Here is a 16327-nt window from a genome sequence, read left to right as displayed (position 1 = left end):
CGTTTCAGGCTTGCTGGGGAGCGGCGTAAGGCGCGTCCAGGGGGGCGGTGTCAAAGGTGCGCAGCAATTCCACGAGGATCTGTGTGGCTGGGCCCAGGGGTTTGTCCTTGTTCGCGTACAGATAAAACGTCGGGTTGCGGCTGCCGCCTTTTTCCAAGGGTAGCTGCTTGAGCAGGCCATCGTTGAGTTCGCGTTCAATCATGTGCCGGGGCAGCCAGGCAAAGCCCAGGCCGCTGCTGACGAATGTCGCGGCGGTGGGCAGGCTGCCGACGGTCCAGCGCTGTTCGGCGCCAAGCCAGCCCACGTCTCGCGGCTGCTGGCGGCCGGAGTCGCGGATCACCACCTGCATCTGGCTTTCCAGGTCCTGGAAGCTCAGCTCACGGTTCAAGCGATGCAGCGAATGGTCCGGGTGGGCCACGGCGATAAATTCCACATCGCTCATTTCCGTGCCCAGGTAGCCGGGGATAATGAACCCGCTGATCGCCAGGTCGGCCATGCCATCCATCAGCAACTCTTCAACGCCCGACAGCACTTCTTCACGCAGGCGCACGCGGCAGCCACGGCTTTGCGGCATAAAGGCGGTGAGGGCGCGCACCAGGCGTGCATTGGGGTAGGCGGCGTCCACGACCAACCGCACTTCAGCCTCCCAACCCTGTTCCATGTGGTGGGCAAGGTCTTCCAGTTGGCTGGCGTTTTTCACCAGTTGCCGCGAGCGGCGCAACAACACTTCACCGGCGTCGGTGAGCACCGCCTTGCGTCCGTCGATGCGCAGCAGCGGCACGCCGAGTTGGTCTTGCATACGAGCAACGGTGTAACTCACCGAAGACTGCGAACGGTGCAACGCTTCAGCCGCCTGGGCGAAGCCGCCGTGGTCGACCACGGCTTGCAGCGTGCGCCATTGATCGAGGGTAACGCGGGGCGCTTTCAAGATGAGCTCCTCTTGTCCTAAGCTGGCGGTCCTTATTGGAGACTGCCGAATGAGAAAATTCTGTTGTGTGTTGCTGGCGCTGCTGCCGATGAGCGCATTTGCCTACCCCATCGACGTCACGAAAAAGATCGACGGCGTGCAAGTGGACTACACCGCGACCGACGTGGACGGCGACATCAGTTCGATCCGGCTAAACAACTACGGCACCAATGACGCGGTGTGTTCGGTAACCTTCACCAACGGCCCGGAATCGCCGCGTAATCGCAAGGTCACGGTGGCGGCGGGCAAAAGCACCAACACCACGGTCAAGTTCAGTCGCGCCATTATCAAGATGCGTATCGCGCTGGCATGTGCCCCAAAATAAAGCAGCAGCGGAGCATGCTCACAGCAATACTCCGCTTATAAACAAATTTCTAGATGGGTTGTAGCAGTTTTTTGCGCTTTTTTATCGAATGAGTCCTGGTTAATCTTTTCTCCATCGCCTTACAGCATTTACAGATGGAGCCTACCCAGCCATGTCCAATGTTCTGATCATCGAAAGCAGTGCACGCCAACAGGATTCGATCTCCCGTCAGCTGACCCAGCAATTCATCAGCCAATGGAAGGTCGCTCATCCGACGGATCAGATCACCCTGCGTGACGTGGCGCTTAACCCGGTTCCGCACCTGGACGCCAACCTGCTCGGCGGCTGGATGAAACCCGCCGAACAGCGCAGCGGCATCGAACAGGCCTCCCTGGACCGCTCCAACGAATTGACCGACGAACTGCTCGCCGCCGATGTGCTGGTGATGGCTGCGCCGATGTACAACTTCGCGATCCCCAGCACCCTCAAAGCCTGGCTGGACCACGTGTTGCGCGCCGGTGTGACCTTCAAGTACACCGCCACCGGCCCTCAGGGTTTGCTCATTGGCAAGCGCGCGATTGTGTTGACCGCGCGCGGCGGCATCCACACCGGCGCCAGCTCCGATCATCAGGAACCGTACCTGCGTCAGGTCATGGCCTTTATCGGTATTCACGACGTGACCTTCATTCATGCTGAAGGGGTGAACCTGAGCGGGGACTTCCAGGAAAAAGGCATTAACCACGCCAAGGCGCTGCTGGCACAGGTGGCTTGATCGTTTAATCGTCACATAATCGCGCGGTGTTTATATCGCTCCACGCAAACCCTTCAAGTACGCGTATCGAACCTCCCTTTGCACTTGTTGCTCCTGATTGCTCCTGCCCGACTGCCGCTTTAGCGAGGTCGGGTTTTTTTTGCCTCGAGTTTCTTCAAACACCGAAAACCCTTAAAGTCGCGCCCATTCGAAACGAGGCGCGCATGGGCTATTTACTGGTTGTCACCCTGATTCAGGCTTTTTCCTTCAGCTTGATCGGCGAATACCTCGCCGGTCACGTCGACAGCTATTTCGCCGTGCTGGTGCGCGTGGTGCTGGCCGGGCTGGTGTTCATCCCGCTGACCCGCTGGCGCTCGGTAGAGCCAAGGTTCATGCGCGGCATGCTGGTGATCGGCGCGCTGCAGTTTGGTGTGACCTACGTGTGCCTGTACCTGAGCTTTCGGGTGCTCACGGTGCCGGAGGTGTTGCTGTTCACCATCCTCACGCCGTTGCACGTGACGCTGATCGAAGACGCGCTTAACCGTCGCTTCAATCCTTGGGCGCTGATCGCGGCGCTGGTGGCGGTGGGCGGCGCGGCAGTGATTCGCTTTGACCAGATCACGCCGCACTTCCTCGGCGGCTTTTTGCTGTTGCAACTGGCCAACTTCACCTACGCCGCCGGGCAGGTGATGTACAAACATCTGGTAGCGCGTTATCCAAGCGACCTGCCGCATTACCGACGTTTCGGCTACTTCTACCTGGGCGCCTTGATCGTGGTGTTGCCGGCATTCCTGCTGTTCGGCAAGGCCGACTTCCTGCCGCAGGCGCCCCTGCAATGGGGCGTGCTGGTGTTCCTCGGGTTGGTCAGCACCGCGTTGGGCATGTACTGGTGGAACAAGGGCGCTTGCCTGGTCAACGGCGGCACCCTGGCGGTGATGAACAACCTGCATGTGCCGGTGGGGTTGCTGCTGAACTTGCTGATCTGGAACCAGCATGAACCGCTGGGGCGGCTGGCCTTGGGCGGGTTGGTGATTTTGGCGGCGGTGTGGATCAGCCGGTTGGGCGTACGTAAAGAGTTAGCCCAATCTTGAATCCCTTTGTGGGAGCGGGCTTGCTCGCGAAGGCGGTAGGTCAGTCAGTGATCGGTTGACTGATTCTCCGCGTTCGCGAGCAAGCCCGCTCCCACAGAAGATCGTTGGTGTTATACCGCCCTGTGTTCCAGGGGCGGTAAATGACTGGCCCCCAATACCGCCGGCAACACACCCGCGCGCAAGTCATTGCCACTTGGCTGCTGATACAGGCTCAAACCGAACTCCGGCAGCACCGCCAGCAGGTAATCAAAAATATCCCCCTGGATGCGCTCGTAATCCGCCCACGCCGTGGTGCGCGTGAAGCAGTAGATTTCCAGCGGCACGCCCTGAGCGGTGGTTTGCATCTGGCGCACCATGCAGGTCATGTTCGGCTGAATGTCCGGGTGGCTTTTCAGGTAGGCCAGGGCATAGGCGCGGAAGGTGCCCAGGTTGGTCATGCGGCGGCGGTTGGCAGAGAGTTGCGCGCTATTGCCCTGGGCCTCGTTCCACGCCTTGAGCTCAGCCTGCTTGCGGCTGATGTAGTCGGTGAGCAAGTGCACCTGGGTCATGCGCACTTCTTCATCGTCACGCAAAAAACGCACGCCGCTGGCGTCGAGGTACAGGCTGCGCTTGATGCGGCGACCGCCGGACGCCTGCATGCCGCGCCAGTTCTTGAACGACTCTGACATCAAGCGCCAGGTAGGAATGGAGACGATGGTTTTGTCGAAATTCTGCACCTTGACCGTGTGCAGCGTGATGTCCACTACATCACCGTCGGCGCCGACCTGAGGCATCTCGATCCAGTCGCCGACCCGCAGCATGTCGTTGCTGGTCAATTGCACACTGGCGACGAACGAGAGCAGCGTGTCCTTGTACACCAACAGAATCACCGCCGACATCGCACCCAACCCCGACAGCAGCAACAGCGGCGAACGGTCGATCAACGTGGCGACAATAATGATTGCGGCGAACACGAACAGCACCATTTTCGCCAATTGCACATAGCCCTTGATCGAGCGGGTGCGGGCATGTTCGGTACGTGCGTAGATATCCAGCAGCGCATTGAGCAGGGCGCTCACGGCCAGTGTCATGAACAGGATGGTGAATGCCAGGGCGACGTTGCCGATAAACAGCGTGGCGGTTTTGCTCAGGTCCGGCACCAGATACAGGCCGAACTGAATCACCAGGGACGGCGTCATCTGTGCCAGGCGGTGGAAGACTTTGTTGTGCCGCAGATCATTAAGCCAGTGCAGCGCCGGTTGCCGGCCGAGCAATTTGACGGCGTGGAGGATGAGGTAGCGCGCGACCCGGCCGAGCAGCAGGGCGACTACCAGCAACACCAGCAAACCCAGGCTCGCATGCAGCAGCGGGTGTTGATCGAGGGCGCCCCAAAGGTCTTGGACGTTGAGCCAGAACTGTTTGATATCCATGGGTGAAACCGATTCTTCTGTAAGACAACACGGGCCGATTAGAGCATTTAAGTGCGACAAAGTTGACGTTGTAGACAAATGAGCTGACAAAAAAGCAGCTGATTAGCCCCGTTCGCGTAAAGAAACTCGGTTTGGACGCCCGAAACCGTTACCCTATGCAGCTGATATTTTGTATTTCTTCGAGGTAGCACCCGTGTTTTCCCAATTCGCCCTGCACGAACGCCTGCTCAAAGCCGTGGCCGAGCTTAAATTTGTCGAGCCTACGCCTGTGCAAGCAGCGGCCATCCCGCTCGCGCTCCAAGGGCGTGACCTGCGGGTGACGGCTCAAACCGGGAGTGGCAAAACCGCCGCTTTCGTCCTGCCGATTCTGCACCGACTGATTGGCCCGGCCAAAGTCCGCGTCAGCATCAAAACCCTGATCCTGCTGCCGACCCGCGAGCTGGCCCAGCAGACCTTGAAAGAAGTCGAGCGCTTTTCGCAGTTCACCTTCATCAAATCCGGCCTGATCACCGGTGGCGAAGACTTCAAGGTTCAGGCCGCCATGCTGCGCAAGGTTCCGGACATTCTGATCGGCACCCCAGGCCGCATGATCGAGCAACTCAACGCCGGCAACCTCGACCTCAAGGAAGTTGAAGTGCTGGTGCTCGACGAAGCCGACCGTATGCTCGACATGGGCTTTGCCGATGACGTGCAGCGCCTGGTGGCCGAATGCGTCAATCGCCAGCAGACCATGCTGTTCTCCGCCACCACCGGCGGCTCGACCCTGCGTGACATGGTCGCCAAGGTCTTGAACAACCCTGAGCACTTGCAGGTCAACAACGTCAGCGACCTGAACGCCACCACGCGTCAGCAGATCGTTACCGCCGACCACAACGTGCACAAAGAACAGATCCTCAACTGGCTGTTGGCCAACGAGACCTATCAGAAGGCCATCGTGTTCACCAACACCCGGGCTGCGGCGGACCGTATCTACGGTCGCCTGGTGGCACAGGATTACAAAGCGTTCGTACTGCACGGTGAGAAAGACCAGAAGGACCGCAAGCTGGCCATCGACCGCCTGAAGGCTGGCGGCGTGAAGATCCTGGTGGCCACCGACGTGGCTGCGCGCGGTCTGGACGTGGACGGCCTGGACATGGTCATCAACTTCGACATGCCGCGCAGCGGCGACGAATACGTGCACCGTATCGGTCGTACCGGGCGTGCCGGCAATGATGGCCTGGCAATCTCGCTGATCTGCCATGGCGACTGGAACCTGATGTCGAGCATCGAGCGCTACCTCAAGCAGTCGTTCGAGCGCCGCACCATCAAGGAAGTCAAAGGCACCTACACCGGGCCGAAGAAGGTCAAGGCGTCGGGCAAAGCGGTTGGCGTGAAGAAGAAAAAAGTCGACGCCAAGGGCGACAAGAAGAAAGCCGGTGCCAAGTCGCCGACCAAGCGCAAAATTGCCAACCGGCCGAAGACCGACAACCTGTCGCTCGTCAGCAAGGACGGCATGGCGCCGCTCAAGCGCCGCAAGCCAGAAGCGCCGGCTGCCGAATAAGGCTGCACCGATATAAAAAAACCGGACGATGTCCGGTTTTTTTTGGGCTTCAGTTTTTTGTCTCGGCGGCTGCTTTATCCAGGTCTTTAAGGCGCTGATCGATCAATTGGCATTTGTCTGGCAGGTCGGCAGAGGTTGTGTCCATATCCATTTTCTGCAGCTCTGCATTCATTTCCTTGGCTTTGGCGGGGTTCTGCTGGGTGAGCCTGGTCACCTCCTGCGCCAGTTGCTCACGTTTTGCCGTGGCTTCTTCAGGTGTACAGGCCCAAGCGGGCAGGGCAGTCAGCAGCGTGGCGGCGATGGCCAGGTTCATCAGGGTTTTCATGGTCGGACCTCCTTGGCAGTGTGTTCAGTTGAGGTGGCGAACGTCTGGAAAGTTCAGAGAAATGACGGCGGTCTATCCAGCTGAACGGCCAGTGACGGGGCATGTCACACCTGTAGACGGGCTACTTTCCTACCGGCCTGCAGGAGGAATCAGGATGACGACTTACAATTGGGATTTGATCGAACGTCTGCTGCATGAAGTGCAGAACGGCGAAGGCAGCTTTGCCCCGCGCAAGTATGCCGAGCAGGAAGCTGCCGAGAAGGCCACGGCGGGTGAAGCCACCGGTAACCTGGACACGCTGAAAAAGACCGCCGCAGATTATGAGGCGCTGCTGTTCAAGCGCGGGTTTATTGAGTCGCGGCCAGAAGAAGAGGGCGGAAACGGTGAGAACTTCATCCTGACCGCGCGCGGCGCGCAACTGCTGGCGCTGATTGACAGCTCTATCCCCGGCAATGACCACCCGCGTCAGGTGCTCGATGACCAGCCGGATGCGCTGGAGCCGGCGACGTTTGATGAAGTGGCGTCGAAGGCGCAAATTGCCTGACAGGCAATCCGCCGATCAATTGAGTGAGGGGGACTTGTCCCCCTTGCCAACCTCAGTTGGCGGTAGCCTTCAGGCATTTGAGGGCTTTGAAATCGCTGCGCACACCGTCAATTTTTTGCGTCAGTTTCATGCGCTGCTGCGGCGTACTTTCCGCCATCAGGTCGACAATCAGACTGCGCGCCGCCGTTTCCGTCCGCGCATAGGCAGCCTTGTATTCCGGGGTCCACAGACTTTCGCGATCCACCAATAATTGCTGCATCTTCTGCGGGAAGTCCGCGCTTTTGCGCTGCTGCACCGCAGCGATGAATTGCGCCTGCCAGCGGGCGCGGTTGCCGATCCATTCCTGATTCTGTTCGCCCAAAGCGGTAGACCAGGCCGTCACACGGTTCTGCTGGCTGGCACTGAGCGGGCCGATCCAGGCGTCCAGGCGTTTGCTCATGCGTTGCGCGCGCTCCTTGATCTGCTGCGCCAAGGGCGGCTTGAGGTATTCGTCCTGGCGCTTGCGCAGGTCCTTGGCCAGGGCGTCGCTCATTTCCTTGACCTGCTGGTCATCCAACCCTTGCAGCAGTTGGATGGCTGACGGCGTGATTTCCCGCGCCACCTCGGCTATCGCCTGTTTGGCCTCGACGGTACGGGTTTGCAGTGCGGCGTCGGTGACCTGATTGTTGTCGACCATCTGTTGCAGGCGATCAAGCCAGTCCAGGTAGCCCGGCAATTGAGTGGTGCAATGCCAGGCCAGGTGGTCCTTGAGTGTGTCGTTGAACCAGCTCTTCTGCCCGGCGTTCATGTCCAGGTAGTCGTTGAGGGTCCAGGGAATAATGACGTCCAGATTGCGGTAGGCAAGGCCCACGCGATTGCAGCCGGCGAGCACCAGGCTCAGGGTCAGCAATACCACCAGTAATTTAAGCCGACGCAGCATGGGCGAGTCCTTGCGCAGAGAAGGTTAATGCATGTGAACCTGAGCGAGGTGCGACAGTTCAGCCCGTCAATAAAACGACCGCGCCGCCTTCAAGGTCAACAGGCCGTCGCATTGCGAATTGTGTCCGGAGTAGGCTGAGCAGTCGCCACCGCTGAGGCTCGAATCGCTGTAGATCAGGTCCAGGTCGATGCCTTTCCACGCACGGGAGAACTGCACCGACCAATCGCTGAAGCTGCTGATCGAGCCGCCTTCCACCGAGGCAGGGGTGCCCAACTGATGGGTGGTGTACTTCACGCTGACGCCGATGCCGAAAGGCTGCGTGCCGCCGAGGTCGGCGAACAACGTGCTGTCCTGGCGATCAGGGTCGTTGCTGAAGGAGACGCCGAAGCGATTGCCCAGCAGGTTCAGGCCGCCGTAGAACTCCTGGCTGTCCAGAGGGCTGAGCTTGGGGTAGCTGTAGTGAATCAAGCCGACTTCGTAACCCAGCGTTTTGTCGAAGGGACGTTTGAAACCCAGGTAGGAATCGACTTCAAGGTTATTGGCCGACGACAGCCCCATATTCGGTGAGAACTGGCCGATATACAGGCCGCTGTCATGGCTCAGGTCCAGCCCGCCGTGAAATGAGTCGCTGCCGGGGGCAGTCGGCTTTACCAGGCCTTGGGCCATGCTGCGGCTTGGCGTCGTGCCCAGTTTCAGGTCGAAATCGCCCAGTTCACGCTGGAAAACCTGCGCTTGCGCTAAAGGGGTTGCCGCAAGGGCAGTTATCAGAAAAAAGCAGGGCTTGAGCATGCTTCACTCCATGAAAAGCGAGGAGCAGTGACAGAGGAAATCGGGCAGATGCCCGTACTAGACGTGTGCAAGCATACCGGCGAACGCCTGAAGGTGAGGCCCGTTCGTCGATTAGCGCACTGCAGGGTGATGCACAGAGGGTATTTCGAGCTCTAGTCCTGGCGCCTTGAGGGCAAGACGCTTAGGGACTAGGTGCAACGCGGGCGGATGTTGCGCGGGTTTTACTTTTTGCCCAGGCTGATTTGCTTGGACGGGCCGAAAGTCTGGCCGCTGACGCCCTTGGCAATTTGCTGGATTTCGCCGCCGGACTTGAGGAACGCAGCAATCTGGCTGTTGATCGATTCGCTGGTTTCAACGGCTGGAGCTGGCTTTGCTTTGCTGTTGGATGCTTTTACGCGCATGGCGGCCACTAACCTGTAGAAAATTAACTTGGCCAGGCATCGTACAGGAAATACTTGACAATTGCTTGGCAAATATCCCCTGGGAATTGTTGGGTCAGGCGGTAATTATCGAAGTTTGTCGGTGAAATAGTCGCCTAACTTACTGTTTTAATTCGAAACCACTTGAGGGATCAGTGCCTGGCTGGCGGCAAAATTCAAGGATTTGATCTGACGAGTGGGGCGGTGCCACTGGAACGCCAAGCCAGCCCGCGATTTTTCAGGTGCGCGCGCGTGCCGGGCGCAACTCGGGTAGAATGCCGCCCACGTAACGAGGGTATTTGGAAATGGCTTTAGTCGGGCGCTACAACAGCTTGCAAGTGGTAAAACACACTAACTTTGGTTTGTACCTGGACGGTGCGCAAGATGGCGAAATCCTCTTGCCTAATCGGTATATCCCGAAAGATATTCCCAGTGAAGATGAAGACTGGCTTAACGTTTTCATTTACTTGGACAGCGACGACAAACTTATCGCAACGACTGAAAAGCCGAAAGTTCAAGTCGGCGAATTCGCCAGTTTGAAAGTCGTCGAAGTCAACAGCATTGGTGTATTCCTCGATTGGGGTTTGCCCAAGGATCTGTTACTTCCGTATTCAGAAGAAAAACGTCAGCTGACCGCCGGCGAATACTGCGTGGTGCACGTCTACCTCGACAAGCACACTAAGCGCATCACCGCCACCGCGCGGCTGGATCGCTACCTGGACAAGACGCCGGCCAACTACCAGGTGGGCCAGGAAGTCGACTTGCTGGTGGCCGAAGCCACCGACATGGGCTTCAAGGCAATCATCAACAACAAGCACTGGGGCCTTATCCACAAAAACGAAGTGTTCAAGTTCCTGCGCCCGGGCAAGGAAGAGAAAGGCTTTATCAAAGAGATTCGCGCCGATGGCAACATCAGCCTGAGCCTGCAGCCGGTTGGGCAGGAAGCGGCCTCCAGCCTGAACTCGAAGATTCTTGCCAAGTTGCGTGAAAACAACGGCACTCTGCCGGTCAGCGACAAAAGCGACCCGGCGGTGATCAGCAACTTGTTCGGTGTCAGCAAAGGCAACTTCAAAAAGGCCATTGGTGCGCTCTACAAGCAAGGTCAGATTGTGATTCACGCGGATCGCATTGAACTAAGCTGAGTGCGCTTTGTTCTTCTGTAGGAGCCGGCTCGCCGGCGACGAGGCCAGTGGTTTTCGTGGTGTCCTGAGGGATGCCAGCGCTGGCAAGCCAGCTCCAGCAGAGGTCGCTTCAATGTCCAAGAAAACCCTGTTCGCTTACCTCGGCACCTTGCTTGCGTTTCTGGTGCTCGACGGCCTCTGGCTCGGCGTCCTCATGGGCCCGACCTACAAATCCCTGCTTGGCTCGCTGATGCTCGATCAGCCGCGCCTGTTCCCCGCCGTGGTGTTCTACCTGCTGTATGCCATCGGGTGTGTGGTGTTTGTGGTCCTGCCGAGCGGCAGTTGGCAGCGCGCAGCGCGGTTGGGAGCCCTGCTTGGTCTGGTGGCCTACGGCACGTATGACCTGAGCAATTGGGCGACGCTGCAGGGCTGGTCCGCTGAATTGGCGCTCATGGATATGGCTTGGGGTACCGTCCTGACTGCCATTTGCTGCACGGTCGGGTACCTGTGTGCACATCGGGTGCAACGCTGATTGTGTACAGGATCCACGTGCACCGTTGCTGAGCGAAGCCCCATCCTTTAGCGCTTCCTGAATCCCTTTGGAGCACCGTTCCAGAGGGATTGTGTGCCATTGGCACGCATTCTGCTGAACACCTCGTATACAAACCAGGCCGCCTCCCGTATGCACACCGTTACGGCAGCGCAGGCCGGTATTTCGAGGAGCCAAGCGATGACCGAACAATTGCCCAAAGGCTACAGCCCGCGCCTGTACAACCAGGACCTGGGCCCGCTGCCGCAAAAGTGGACCTGGTACAACATCTTCGCCTTCTGGATGAGTGACGTGCACAGCGTCGGCGGCTACGTGTTTGCCGCCAGCTTGTTCGCGCTTGGGCTGGCCAGTTGGCAGGTGCTGATCGCCTTGCTGGCGGGTATTTGTATCGTGCAGTTGATTGCCAACCTTGTCGCCAAGCCGAGCCAGCAAGCGGCGGTGCCGTATCCGGTCATCTGCCGGCTGGCCTTTGGCGTGTTCGGAGCAAATATTCCGGCGGTGATTCGCGGCCTGATCGCGGTGGCCTGGTACGGGATTCAAACGTATCTGGCCTCAAGTGCCCTGATCATCGTGGTGCTGCGTTTTTTCCCGCAGATTGCGGTATATGCAGAGCCGCATTTTGCAGGCCTGTCCTACTTGGGCTGGTTCAGTTTCCTCAGCTTATGGGTATTGCAAGCCGCCGTATTTTGGGCGGGCATGGAATCCATCCGGCGCTTTATCGACTGGGCGGGGCCGGTGGTCTACGCGGTGATGTTTGCCCTGGCCGGCTGGATTGTGTGGAAGGCCGGCTGGGCGAATATCAGCTTTACCCTGGCGGAAAAATCCCTCTCGGGCTGGCAGACTTTTGGGCAGGTGATCGTGGCGACGGCGCTGGTAGTGTCCTACTTCTCCGGGCCAACGCTGAATTTCGGCGATTTCAGCCGCTACTGCCGCAGCATGCACGACGTGCGTCGCGGTAATTTCTGGGGGCTGCCGGTGAATTTCCTGGCGTTCTCACTGGTCACCGTCGTTATCGTTTCGGGCACCTTGCCGGTGTTTGGCGAAATGCTGCATGACCCGATTGCCACCGTTTCGCGTATCGACAACAGCATGGCCGTGCTGCTCGGCGCGTTTGCCTTCGTGACCGCCACCATCGGCATCAATATCGTCGCCAACTTCGTCTCGCCGGCGTTTGATTTTGCCAACGTCGCGCCGAGCAAAATCAGCTGGCGCGCCGGTGGGATGATTGCGGCGGTGGCGTCGATCTTCATCACCCCGTGGAACCTGTTCAACAACCCGCTGATGATTCACTACACGCTGGACATCCTCGCGGCGTGTATCGGGCCGTTGTTCGGCATCCTGTTGGTGGACTTCTACCTGATCAAAAAACAGAAGATCGATGTGGACGCGTTGTTCGATGACAGCCCCAGCGGGCGCTATTACTTCGACGGCGGCGTGAACTGGACCGCGGTCAAAGCCTTGGTGCCCGCGACGCTGGCGGGCGTTGCGATCACCTTCACCCCGGCGTTGCAGGGCATGGCCAACTTCGCCTGGTTTACCGGGTGCTTGCTGGGTGGGCTGTTTTTCCTGGTGCTGGCGCGCCGAGAACAGGTTCGCGTACCGGCGCCACTGGTGGCTGGCTGAGTGAGACAGTAGGGCGCAGCAGCAGCGCGCCGGCCACCAGCAGGCCTGCGCCGGCAATCACCAGAGCCGGTTGCAGGCCGCCACTCAGGTGGCTGCTCACCGAGGCCAGCAGCGGGCCGCTCAATTGACCGATGGCGAAGCTGGCGGTCAGCAGCCCGGTGCTGCGCTGATAGCCGTGGGGCGCGACCTCACGCAGGCGTTGCATCACCAGCATCATGCACGCCAGGAACGGCGTACCGCACAGCAAAACGCCCAGCGCCAGGCCCCAGCCGTTGCCCAGCAAGCAGGCAAACACGCCGGTCGCTTGCAGCCACAAGGTGGTCATCAGCCAGCGGCGGGTGGTGTGCGTGTTATTGCGGCGCAAGCTCACCCCGACCACGCCAACGGCAGCCGCCAGACCAAAGCATGGCCAGAACAGATCCGCCTGCCAGGCGCCGTTGAATTGCGCGCTGGCCATCTGCGACAGAAAGGTCGCCGGGATGATGTAGCCCAGACCGTACAGAAAGTAGATCCAGCACAGGTGCGCAATGCTTTGATTGCTGCCTGCACTGGCAGTGTGTGCGACGGCGGGCATCGGCTGAGGCAAGAACGGCAGGATTGCCAGCAGCATGACCAACGCCACCACGCCATACACCAGCCACAGCGTGGCCGAGCTTTGTCCCAGCAGGTTAGAGCCCAAAGCCAGCAGACCGGTGAGCAAAATCCCCAGCCCTGGCCCGGCGAATACCAGGGCTCCCAAGCGTGGACGGCCGGCGGCAATTGCCAGCGGTTGGCTCAAACTGGTGATCATCACCAACGCCCAGGCACTCGCGACACCCGTGCCGAAGCGCAGCAGCAGGTGCGGCCAAAACCCTTGCGCCCAATACGACGCCAGCGTCAGCAGTACGCACAGCCACAACCCGCCGTACATCCGCCCCCGCACGTGGTGGTGGCTGCGGGCGAAGATCGAATCCACCGCGCCAACGAAGTAGCCCAGGTAATTGGCGGCGGCGATCAGGCCTGCGCCGGTCAGGTCGATCTGCCCTTCGCTCAGCAGATGCGGCATCTGCGGTGTGAGGGCGAAGCGTCCAATGCCCATGGCCATCATCAGGGCGACAAAGCTGGCGAGTAAGCGAATCAGCGGCGACATGTTCTGGTTTCCTGCAAGCACGCGAAGACCTTCAGGCTAAAGCGAATTGACTTTCTGTAAAAATGAATAATAGTGAGTAACTTGTTCAGTTTTGGAGAAAGGTATGGAGTTCAGTCAATTGCGGATTTTCCAGGCCGTGGCAGAAGAGGGCTCCATCACCCGCGCGGCCGAGCGCCTGCACCGTGTGCCGTCGAACCTGTCGACACGGCTCAAGCAAATGGAAGAGCAGCTGGGCGTGGAGCTGTTTGTGCGCGAGCGTCAACGCTTGCAGCTTTCTCCCGCCGGCAAAGTGCTGCTGGACTACAGCACTCGCCTGATTGCGTTACACGATGAAGCCCACGGCGCCGTCCAGGGCGGGCAACCGGCCGGCGATTTTGTGTTGGGCAGCATGTACAGCACTGCCGCGATTCATTTGCCGAGGTTGTTGGCGCGCTATCACAAGGCTTATCCGATGGTGAACCTGCAGGTGCAGTCGGCGCCCAGCGGTGAACTGTTGGAAGGCCTGATCACTGGGCGTCTGGATGCGGCATTGGTCGATGGCCCGCTGACCATCGCCACCTTGGACGGTGTGCCACTGTGCGAAGAGCGCCTGGTGTTGATCTGCGAGGCTGATCACCCGCCCGTGCGTGGGCCGCAGGATGTAGCGGGGCGCTCGGTGTTCACCTTTCGCCGCAGTTGCGCGTACCGCACGCGGCTGGAGACCTGGTTTTCCCACGAGCGCGTGGCCATGGGCCGGGCCATCGAGATTGAGTCCTATCAGGGTATGCTCGCCTGCGTGATTGCCGGTTCCGGTGTGGCATTGATGTCTGAATCCATGCTGGAAAGCCTGCCAGGCAAGGACAGCGTGTCCGTTCATCCCCTGACGGGGCCTTTTGCTACTGCAACGACCTGGCTGATGTGGCGAAAGGGTATGCTCGGCGCTAACCTCAATGCATGGATTGACCTGCAGCAGGAAGGCAAAGCCGAGTTATTGCAGGACACGCGCGCGATTGCTTGAACGATCCGTCAGGATTTGAATCAATTCAGTAATAGTTCGTTGTGGTTTCGTTCAAGCATTACGTAGGACTTAGTACTACTATCACTGTAGGAAAAGGCGACAAAACTCGCGCCGACCCGCATTACCCGCAAAGGGGGCAACCATGAAAGAGAAAATCCAAAACTGGCTCCATGACGTTGGCGTCGCGCTCGGACTGATTGAGCCTCCGCTGCAACCGGTGCCGATTCGCACGGATGACGAGCAGCGCCGGCCCCGTCGCAGATAAGCCCGGGTTCCAACAGGATTCAACAGGTGGGAGCGAGCTTGCTCGCGAAGGCGGTCTGTCAGTCAACGCAAATGTTGGCTGATACACCACCTTCGTAAGCAAGCTCGCTCCCACAGTTGTGTGTGGCAGGCAAAAAAAAACGGGTGCGACATCCGACGTCGCACCCGCTGAAGAAACCGCTCTGATGCCTGTGCTGCCTTAAATTGCCCTGGCCGCCGCAGCCTGCGGGCGCCGCGACAACAGACTCACGCCTACAAAACTCACCAATCCAACCGCCAGGCTGTAGTAGATCGGCGTGTTCGCGTCCAAGCCATCCTTGAACATGAACACCAGTGCCGTCACAAAGCCCAGGGCCATGGACGCGATCGCCCCCGAGGTCGTCGCCCGCTTCCAGAAAATCGCCCCCATCAGCGGGATCAGCATGCCACCCACCAACAAGTTGTAGGCGAGGGTCAGGGCGCTGATCACATCGTTGACCACCAGGGCGATACCCAGCACGGCAATGCCCGTCAGCATCGTGAACAAGCGGTTGATGTTCAGGCTCGATTGCTTGCCACCGCGCAAACGCGGCAGCAGGTCTTCGGTCAATACGGTGGAGGCGGCGAGCAAACCGGCGCTGGCGGTAGACATCATCGCGGCCAGTGCCGCGGCGATCACCAGCCCGCGAATGCCGTCCGGCAACGACGCTTTGACGATCGCGGCGAAGGCATTGTTGACGTTATCCAGATTCGGCAACAGCACATGAGCGGCCATGCCGATCAGCGCGCAGGCCAGGCCGTAAAGAATGCAGTAGAAGCCGGCGAACGTGCCTGCGTACTGCGCGACCTTTTCGTCGCGGGCAGTGAACACCCGTTGCCAGATGTCCTGACCGATGAGGATGCCGAAAAAGTAGATCATGAAGTAGGTGATGATCGTGTCCCAGCCGATTTCGGTGAAGCTGAAGTTCGACGCCGGCAGCTTGGCCACCAGTTGGTCCCAGCCGCCGACGCGGTACAGGCAGATCGGCAGCAGGATAAACATCAGGCCGACGGTCTTGATCACAAATTGCACAATGTCGGTAAGCGTCAGCGACCACATGCCGCCGATGGTCGAATACACCACCACCACGCCACCGCCCAGCAGCACCGAGACCCAGAACGGCAGGCCGAACAGCACTTGCAGCACGGTGCCGATGGCCAGAATCGAGGTCACGCCGATCATTAACGCGTAGGCCAGCATGATCACCGCGCTCGCTTGGCGGGCCATGGGGTTGTAGCGTTTTTCCAAGACCTGGGTGACGGTGAAGATCTTAAGCTTGAGCAGCGGTTTGGCCAGGAACAGGTTCAACGCGATGATCCCGGCGCCCAGCGCAGCACACAGCCAGAAGCCCGAGATGCCGTGCACATAACCCAGGCGCACGGTGCCGACGGTGGATGCACCGCCCAATACCGTGGCGGCCATGGTGCCCATGTACAGCGATGGGCCCAGATTGCGGCCTGCTACGAGGTAGTCTTCGTGGGTCTTGGCGCGGCGCATGCCGTAATAGCCGAGCACGAGCATGCCGGCGGCGTAGATGAGTACGACGAATAAATCCAAAGCCATGAC

At 59.4% G+C, this 16327-nt stretch carries 18 protein-coding genes; 10 read left to right on the top strand and 8 right to left on the bottom strand.

All coding sequences use genetic code 11. From position 1 onward, the window contains the following. Nucleotides 1-4: 4 nt before the first annotated feature. The gene (locus NTD89_RS14390; protein ID WP_145159004.1) at nt 5-928 is read right to left on the bottom strand and encodes a LysR family transcriptional regulator; all 924 of its coding nucleotides are present in this window, start codon (nt 926-928) and stop codon (nt 5-7) included. Between the two features lie 49 nt (nt 929-977). Between NTD89_RS14390 and NTD89_RS14385 the strand changes: the two genes are divergently transcribed. From NTD89_RS14385 to NTD89_RS14375, 3 genes are all read left to right on the top strand, one after another. Next, complete coding sequence (locus NTD89_RS14385; protein WP_145159001.1) at nt 978-1292, top strand: 3-phosphoglycerate kinase; 315 nt, start codon at nt 978-980, stop codon at nt 1290-1292. Between the two features lie 151 nt (nt 1293-1443). Then, nucleotides 1444-2043, top strand: coding sequence for an FMN-dependent NADH-azoreductase (locus NTD89_RS14380; RefSeq protein ID WP_145158999.1), 600 nt, complete (start codon nt 1444-1446; stop codon nt 2041-2043). A gap of 203 nt (nt 2044-2246) precedes the next feature. Beyond that, nucleotides 2247-3113: a carboxylate/amino acid/amine transporter gene (locus NTD89_RS14375; protein ID WP_262208329.1), complete on the top strand. Its 867-nt coding sequence runs from the start codon at nt 2247-2249 to the stop codon at nt 3111-3113. Between the two features lie 110 nt (nt 3114-3223). Here NTD89_RS14375 and NTD89_RS14370 read toward each other — a convergent pair whose 3' ends face one another. Continuing rightward, nucleotides 3224-4522, bottom strand: a complete 1299-nt coding sequence (locus NTD89_RS14370; RefSeq protein ID WP_262208327.1) for a mechanosensitive ion channel family protein — start codon at nt 4520-4522, stop codon at nt 3224-3226. Between the two features lie 193 nt (nt 4523-4715). On the opposite strand from NTD89_RS14370, the gene NTD89_RS14365 reads away from it, so the two are divergent. Continuing rightward, a complete protein-coding gene (locus NTD89_RS14365) occupies nt 4716-6062 on the top strand; it encodes a DEAD/DEAH box helicase (protein WP_106576386.1) in 1347 nt (448 codons plus the stop codon). A 49-nt stretch (nt 6063-6111) separates the two neighbouring features. On the opposite strand, the gene NTD89_RS14360 is transcribed toward NTD89_RS14365, so the two are convergent. Then, nucleotides 6112-6387, bottom strand: coding sequence for a hypothetical protein (locus tag NTD89_RS14360; protein ID WP_262208326.1), 276 nt, complete (start codon nt 6385-6387; stop codon nt 6112-6114). Nucleotides 6388-6541: 154 nt separating this feature from the next. On the opposite strand from NTD89_RS14360, the gene NTD89_RS14355 reads away from it, so the two are divergent. Then, nucleotides 6542-6931, top strand: a complete 390-nt coding sequence (locus NTD89_RS14355) for a transcriptional regulator (protein WP_262208324.1) — start codon at nt 6542-6544, stop codon at nt 6929-6931. A gap of 52 nt (nt 6932-6983) precedes the next feature. On the opposite strand, the gene NTD89_RS14350 is transcribed toward NTD89_RS14355, so the two are convergent. From NTD89_RS14350 to NTD89_RS14340, 3 genes are all read right to left on the bottom strand, one after another. After that, nucleotides 6984-7850 carry a DUF6279 family lipoprotein gene (locus NTD89_RS14350; RefSeq protein ID WP_262208323.1) on the bottom strand — a complete coding sequence of 289 codons (867 nt, stop codon included), beginning with the start codon at nt 7848-7850 and terminating at the stop codon, nt 6984-6986. 66 nt (nt 7851-7916) lie between these two features. Beyond that, on the bottom strand, nt 7917-8639 hold the full coding sequence (locus NTD89_RS14345; RefSeq protein ID WP_145158989.1) for a TorF family putative porin: 723 nt from the start codon (nt 8637-8639) through the stop codon (nt 7917-7919). 221 nt (nt 8640-8860) lie between these two features. Continuing rightward, entirely contained in the window at nt 8861-9040 is a 180-nt protein-coding gene (locus tag NTD89_RS14340) for a hypothetical protein (protein ID WP_003193095.1), read from the bottom strand. A gap of 323 nt (nt 9041-9363) precedes the next feature. On the opposite strand from NTD89_RS14340, the gene NTD89_RS14335 reads away from it, so the two are divergent. From NTD89_RS14335 to NTD89_RS14325, 3 genes are all read left to right on the top strand, one after another. After that, complete coding sequence (locus NTD89_RS14335; RefSeq protein ID WP_017134857.1) at nt 9364-10200, top strand: S1 RNA-binding domain-containing protein; 837 nt, start codon at nt 9364-9366, stop codon at nt 10198-10200. A gap of 112 nt (nt 10201-10312) precedes the next feature. After that, nucleotides 10313-10711 carry a DUF2177 family protein gene (locus NTD89_RS14330; protein WP_242195716.1) on the top strand — a complete coding sequence of 133 codons (399 nt, stop codon included), beginning with the start codon at nt 10313-10315 and terminating at the stop codon, nt 10709-10711. Nucleotides 10712-10909: 198 nt separating this feature from the next. Further along, nucleotides 10910-12352, top strand: a complete 1443-nt coding sequence (locus NTD89_RS14325) for an NCS1 family nucleobase:cation symporter-1 (protein ID WP_262208321.1) — start codon at nt 10910-10912, stop codon at nt 12350-12352. Here NTD89_RS14325 and NTD89_RS14320 read toward each other — a convergent pair. After that, nucleotides 12264-13481, bottom strand: coding sequence for an MFS transporter (locus NTD89_RS14320; protein WP_262208319.1), 1218 nt, complete (start codon nt 13479-13481; stop codon nt 12264-12266). The genes NTD89_RS14325 and NTD89_RS14320 overlap by 89 nt on opposite strands. A gap of 103 nt (nt 13482-13584) precedes the next feature. Here NTD89_RS14320 and ptrR point away from each other — a divergent pair, with 103 nt between their 5' ends. Further along, the gene (gene ptrR / locus NTD89_RS14315) at nt 13585-14478 is read left to right on the top strand and encodes a putrescine utilization regulator PtrR (protein ID WP_119742222.1); all 894 of its coding nucleotides are present in this window, start codon (nt 13585-13587) and stop codon (nt 14476-14478) included. Between the two features lie 142 nt (nt 14479-14620). Continuing rightward, nucleotides 14621-14743, top strand: coding sequence for a PA1414 family protein (locus NTD89_RS29390; protein WP_256347311.1), 123 nt, complete (start codon nt 14621-14623; stop codon nt 14741-14743). 198 nt (nt 14744-14941) lie between these two features. Here the strand turns inward: NTD89_RS29390 and NTD89_RS14310 are convergent, their stop codons facing one another. After that, complete coding sequence (locus tag NTD89_RS14310) at nt 14942-16324, bottom strand: sodium:solute symporter (RefSeq protein WP_106576395.1); 1383 nt, start codon at nt 16322-16324, stop codon at nt 14942-14944. Nucleotides 16325-16327: the final 3 nt, after the last annotated feature.

Source organism: Pseudomonas sp. 14P_5.3_Bac1, from assembly GCF_025466135.1.
GTDB lineage: Bacteria > Pseudomonadota > Gammaproteobacteria > Pseudomonadales > Pseudomonadaceae > Aquipseudomonas.
Note: the sequence above shows the minus strand (reverse complement) of the source record. Positions and strands in the feature narration are given on the sequence as shown.

Coding starts and splice junctions, on each gene's coding strand:
- NTD89_RS14385 (WP_145159001.1), top strand. CDS start 978: ATGAGAAAATTCTGTTGTGTGTTGCTGGCGCTGCTGCCGATGAGCGCA.
- NTD89_RS14380 (WP_145158999.1), top strand. CDS start 1,444: ATGTCCAATGTTCTGATCATCGAAAGCAGTGCACGCCAACAGGATTCG.
- NTD89_RS14375 (WP_262208329.1), top strand. CDS start 2,247: ATGGGCTATTTACTGGTTGTCACCCTGATTCAGGCTTTTTCCTTCAGC.
- NTD89_RS14370 (WP_262208327.1), bottom strand. CDS start 4,522: ATGGATATCAAACAGTTCTGGCTCAACGTCCAAGACCTTTGGGGCGCC.
- NTD89_RS14360 (WP_262208326.1), bottom strand. CDS start 6,387: ATGAAAACCCTGATGAACCTGGCCATCGCCGCCACGCTGCTGACTGCC.
- NTD89_RS14355 (WP_262208324.1), top strand. CDS start 6,542: ATGACGACTTACAATTGGGATTTGATCGAACGTCTGCTGCATGAAGTG.
- NTD89_RS14350 (WP_262208323.1), bottom strand. CDS start 7,850: ATGCTGCGTCGGCTTAAATTACTGGTGGTATTGCTGACCCTGAGCCTG.
- NTD89_RS14345 (WP_145158989.1), bottom strand. CDS start 8,639: ATGCTCAAGCCCTGCTTTTTTCTGATAACTGCCCTTGCGGCAACCCCT.
- NTD89_RS14340 (WP_003193095.1), bottom strand. CDS start 9,040: ATGCGCGTAAAAGCATCCAACAGCAAAGCAAAGCCAGCTCCAGCCGTT.
- NTD89_RS14335 (WP_017134857.1), top strand. CDS start 9,364: ATGGCTTTAGTCGGGCGCTACAACAGCTTGCAAGTGGTAAAACACACT.
- NTD89_RS14330 (WP_242195716.1), top strand. CDS start 10,313: ATGTCCAAGAAAACCCTGTTCGCTTACCTCGGCACCTTGCTTGCGTTT.
- NTD89_RS14325 (WP_262208321.1), top strand. CDS start 10,910: ATGACCGAACAATTGCCCAAAGGCTACAGCCCGCGCCTGTACAACCAG.
- NTD89_RS14320 (WP_262208319.1), bottom strand. CDS start 13,481: ATGTCGCCGCTGATTCGCTTACTCGCCAGCTTTGTCGCCCTGATGATG.
- ptrR (WP_119742222.1), top strand. CDS start 13,585: ATGGAGTTCAGTCAATTGCGGATTTTCCAGGCCGTGGCAGAAGAGGGC.
- NTD89_RS29390 (WP_256347311.1), top strand. CDS start 14,621: ATGAAAGAGAAAATCCAAAACTGGCTCCATGACGTTGGCGTCGCGCTC.
- NTD89_RS14310 (WP_106576395.1), bottom strand. CDS start 16,324: ATGGCTTTGGATTTATTCGTCGTACTCATCTACGCCGCCGGCATGCTC.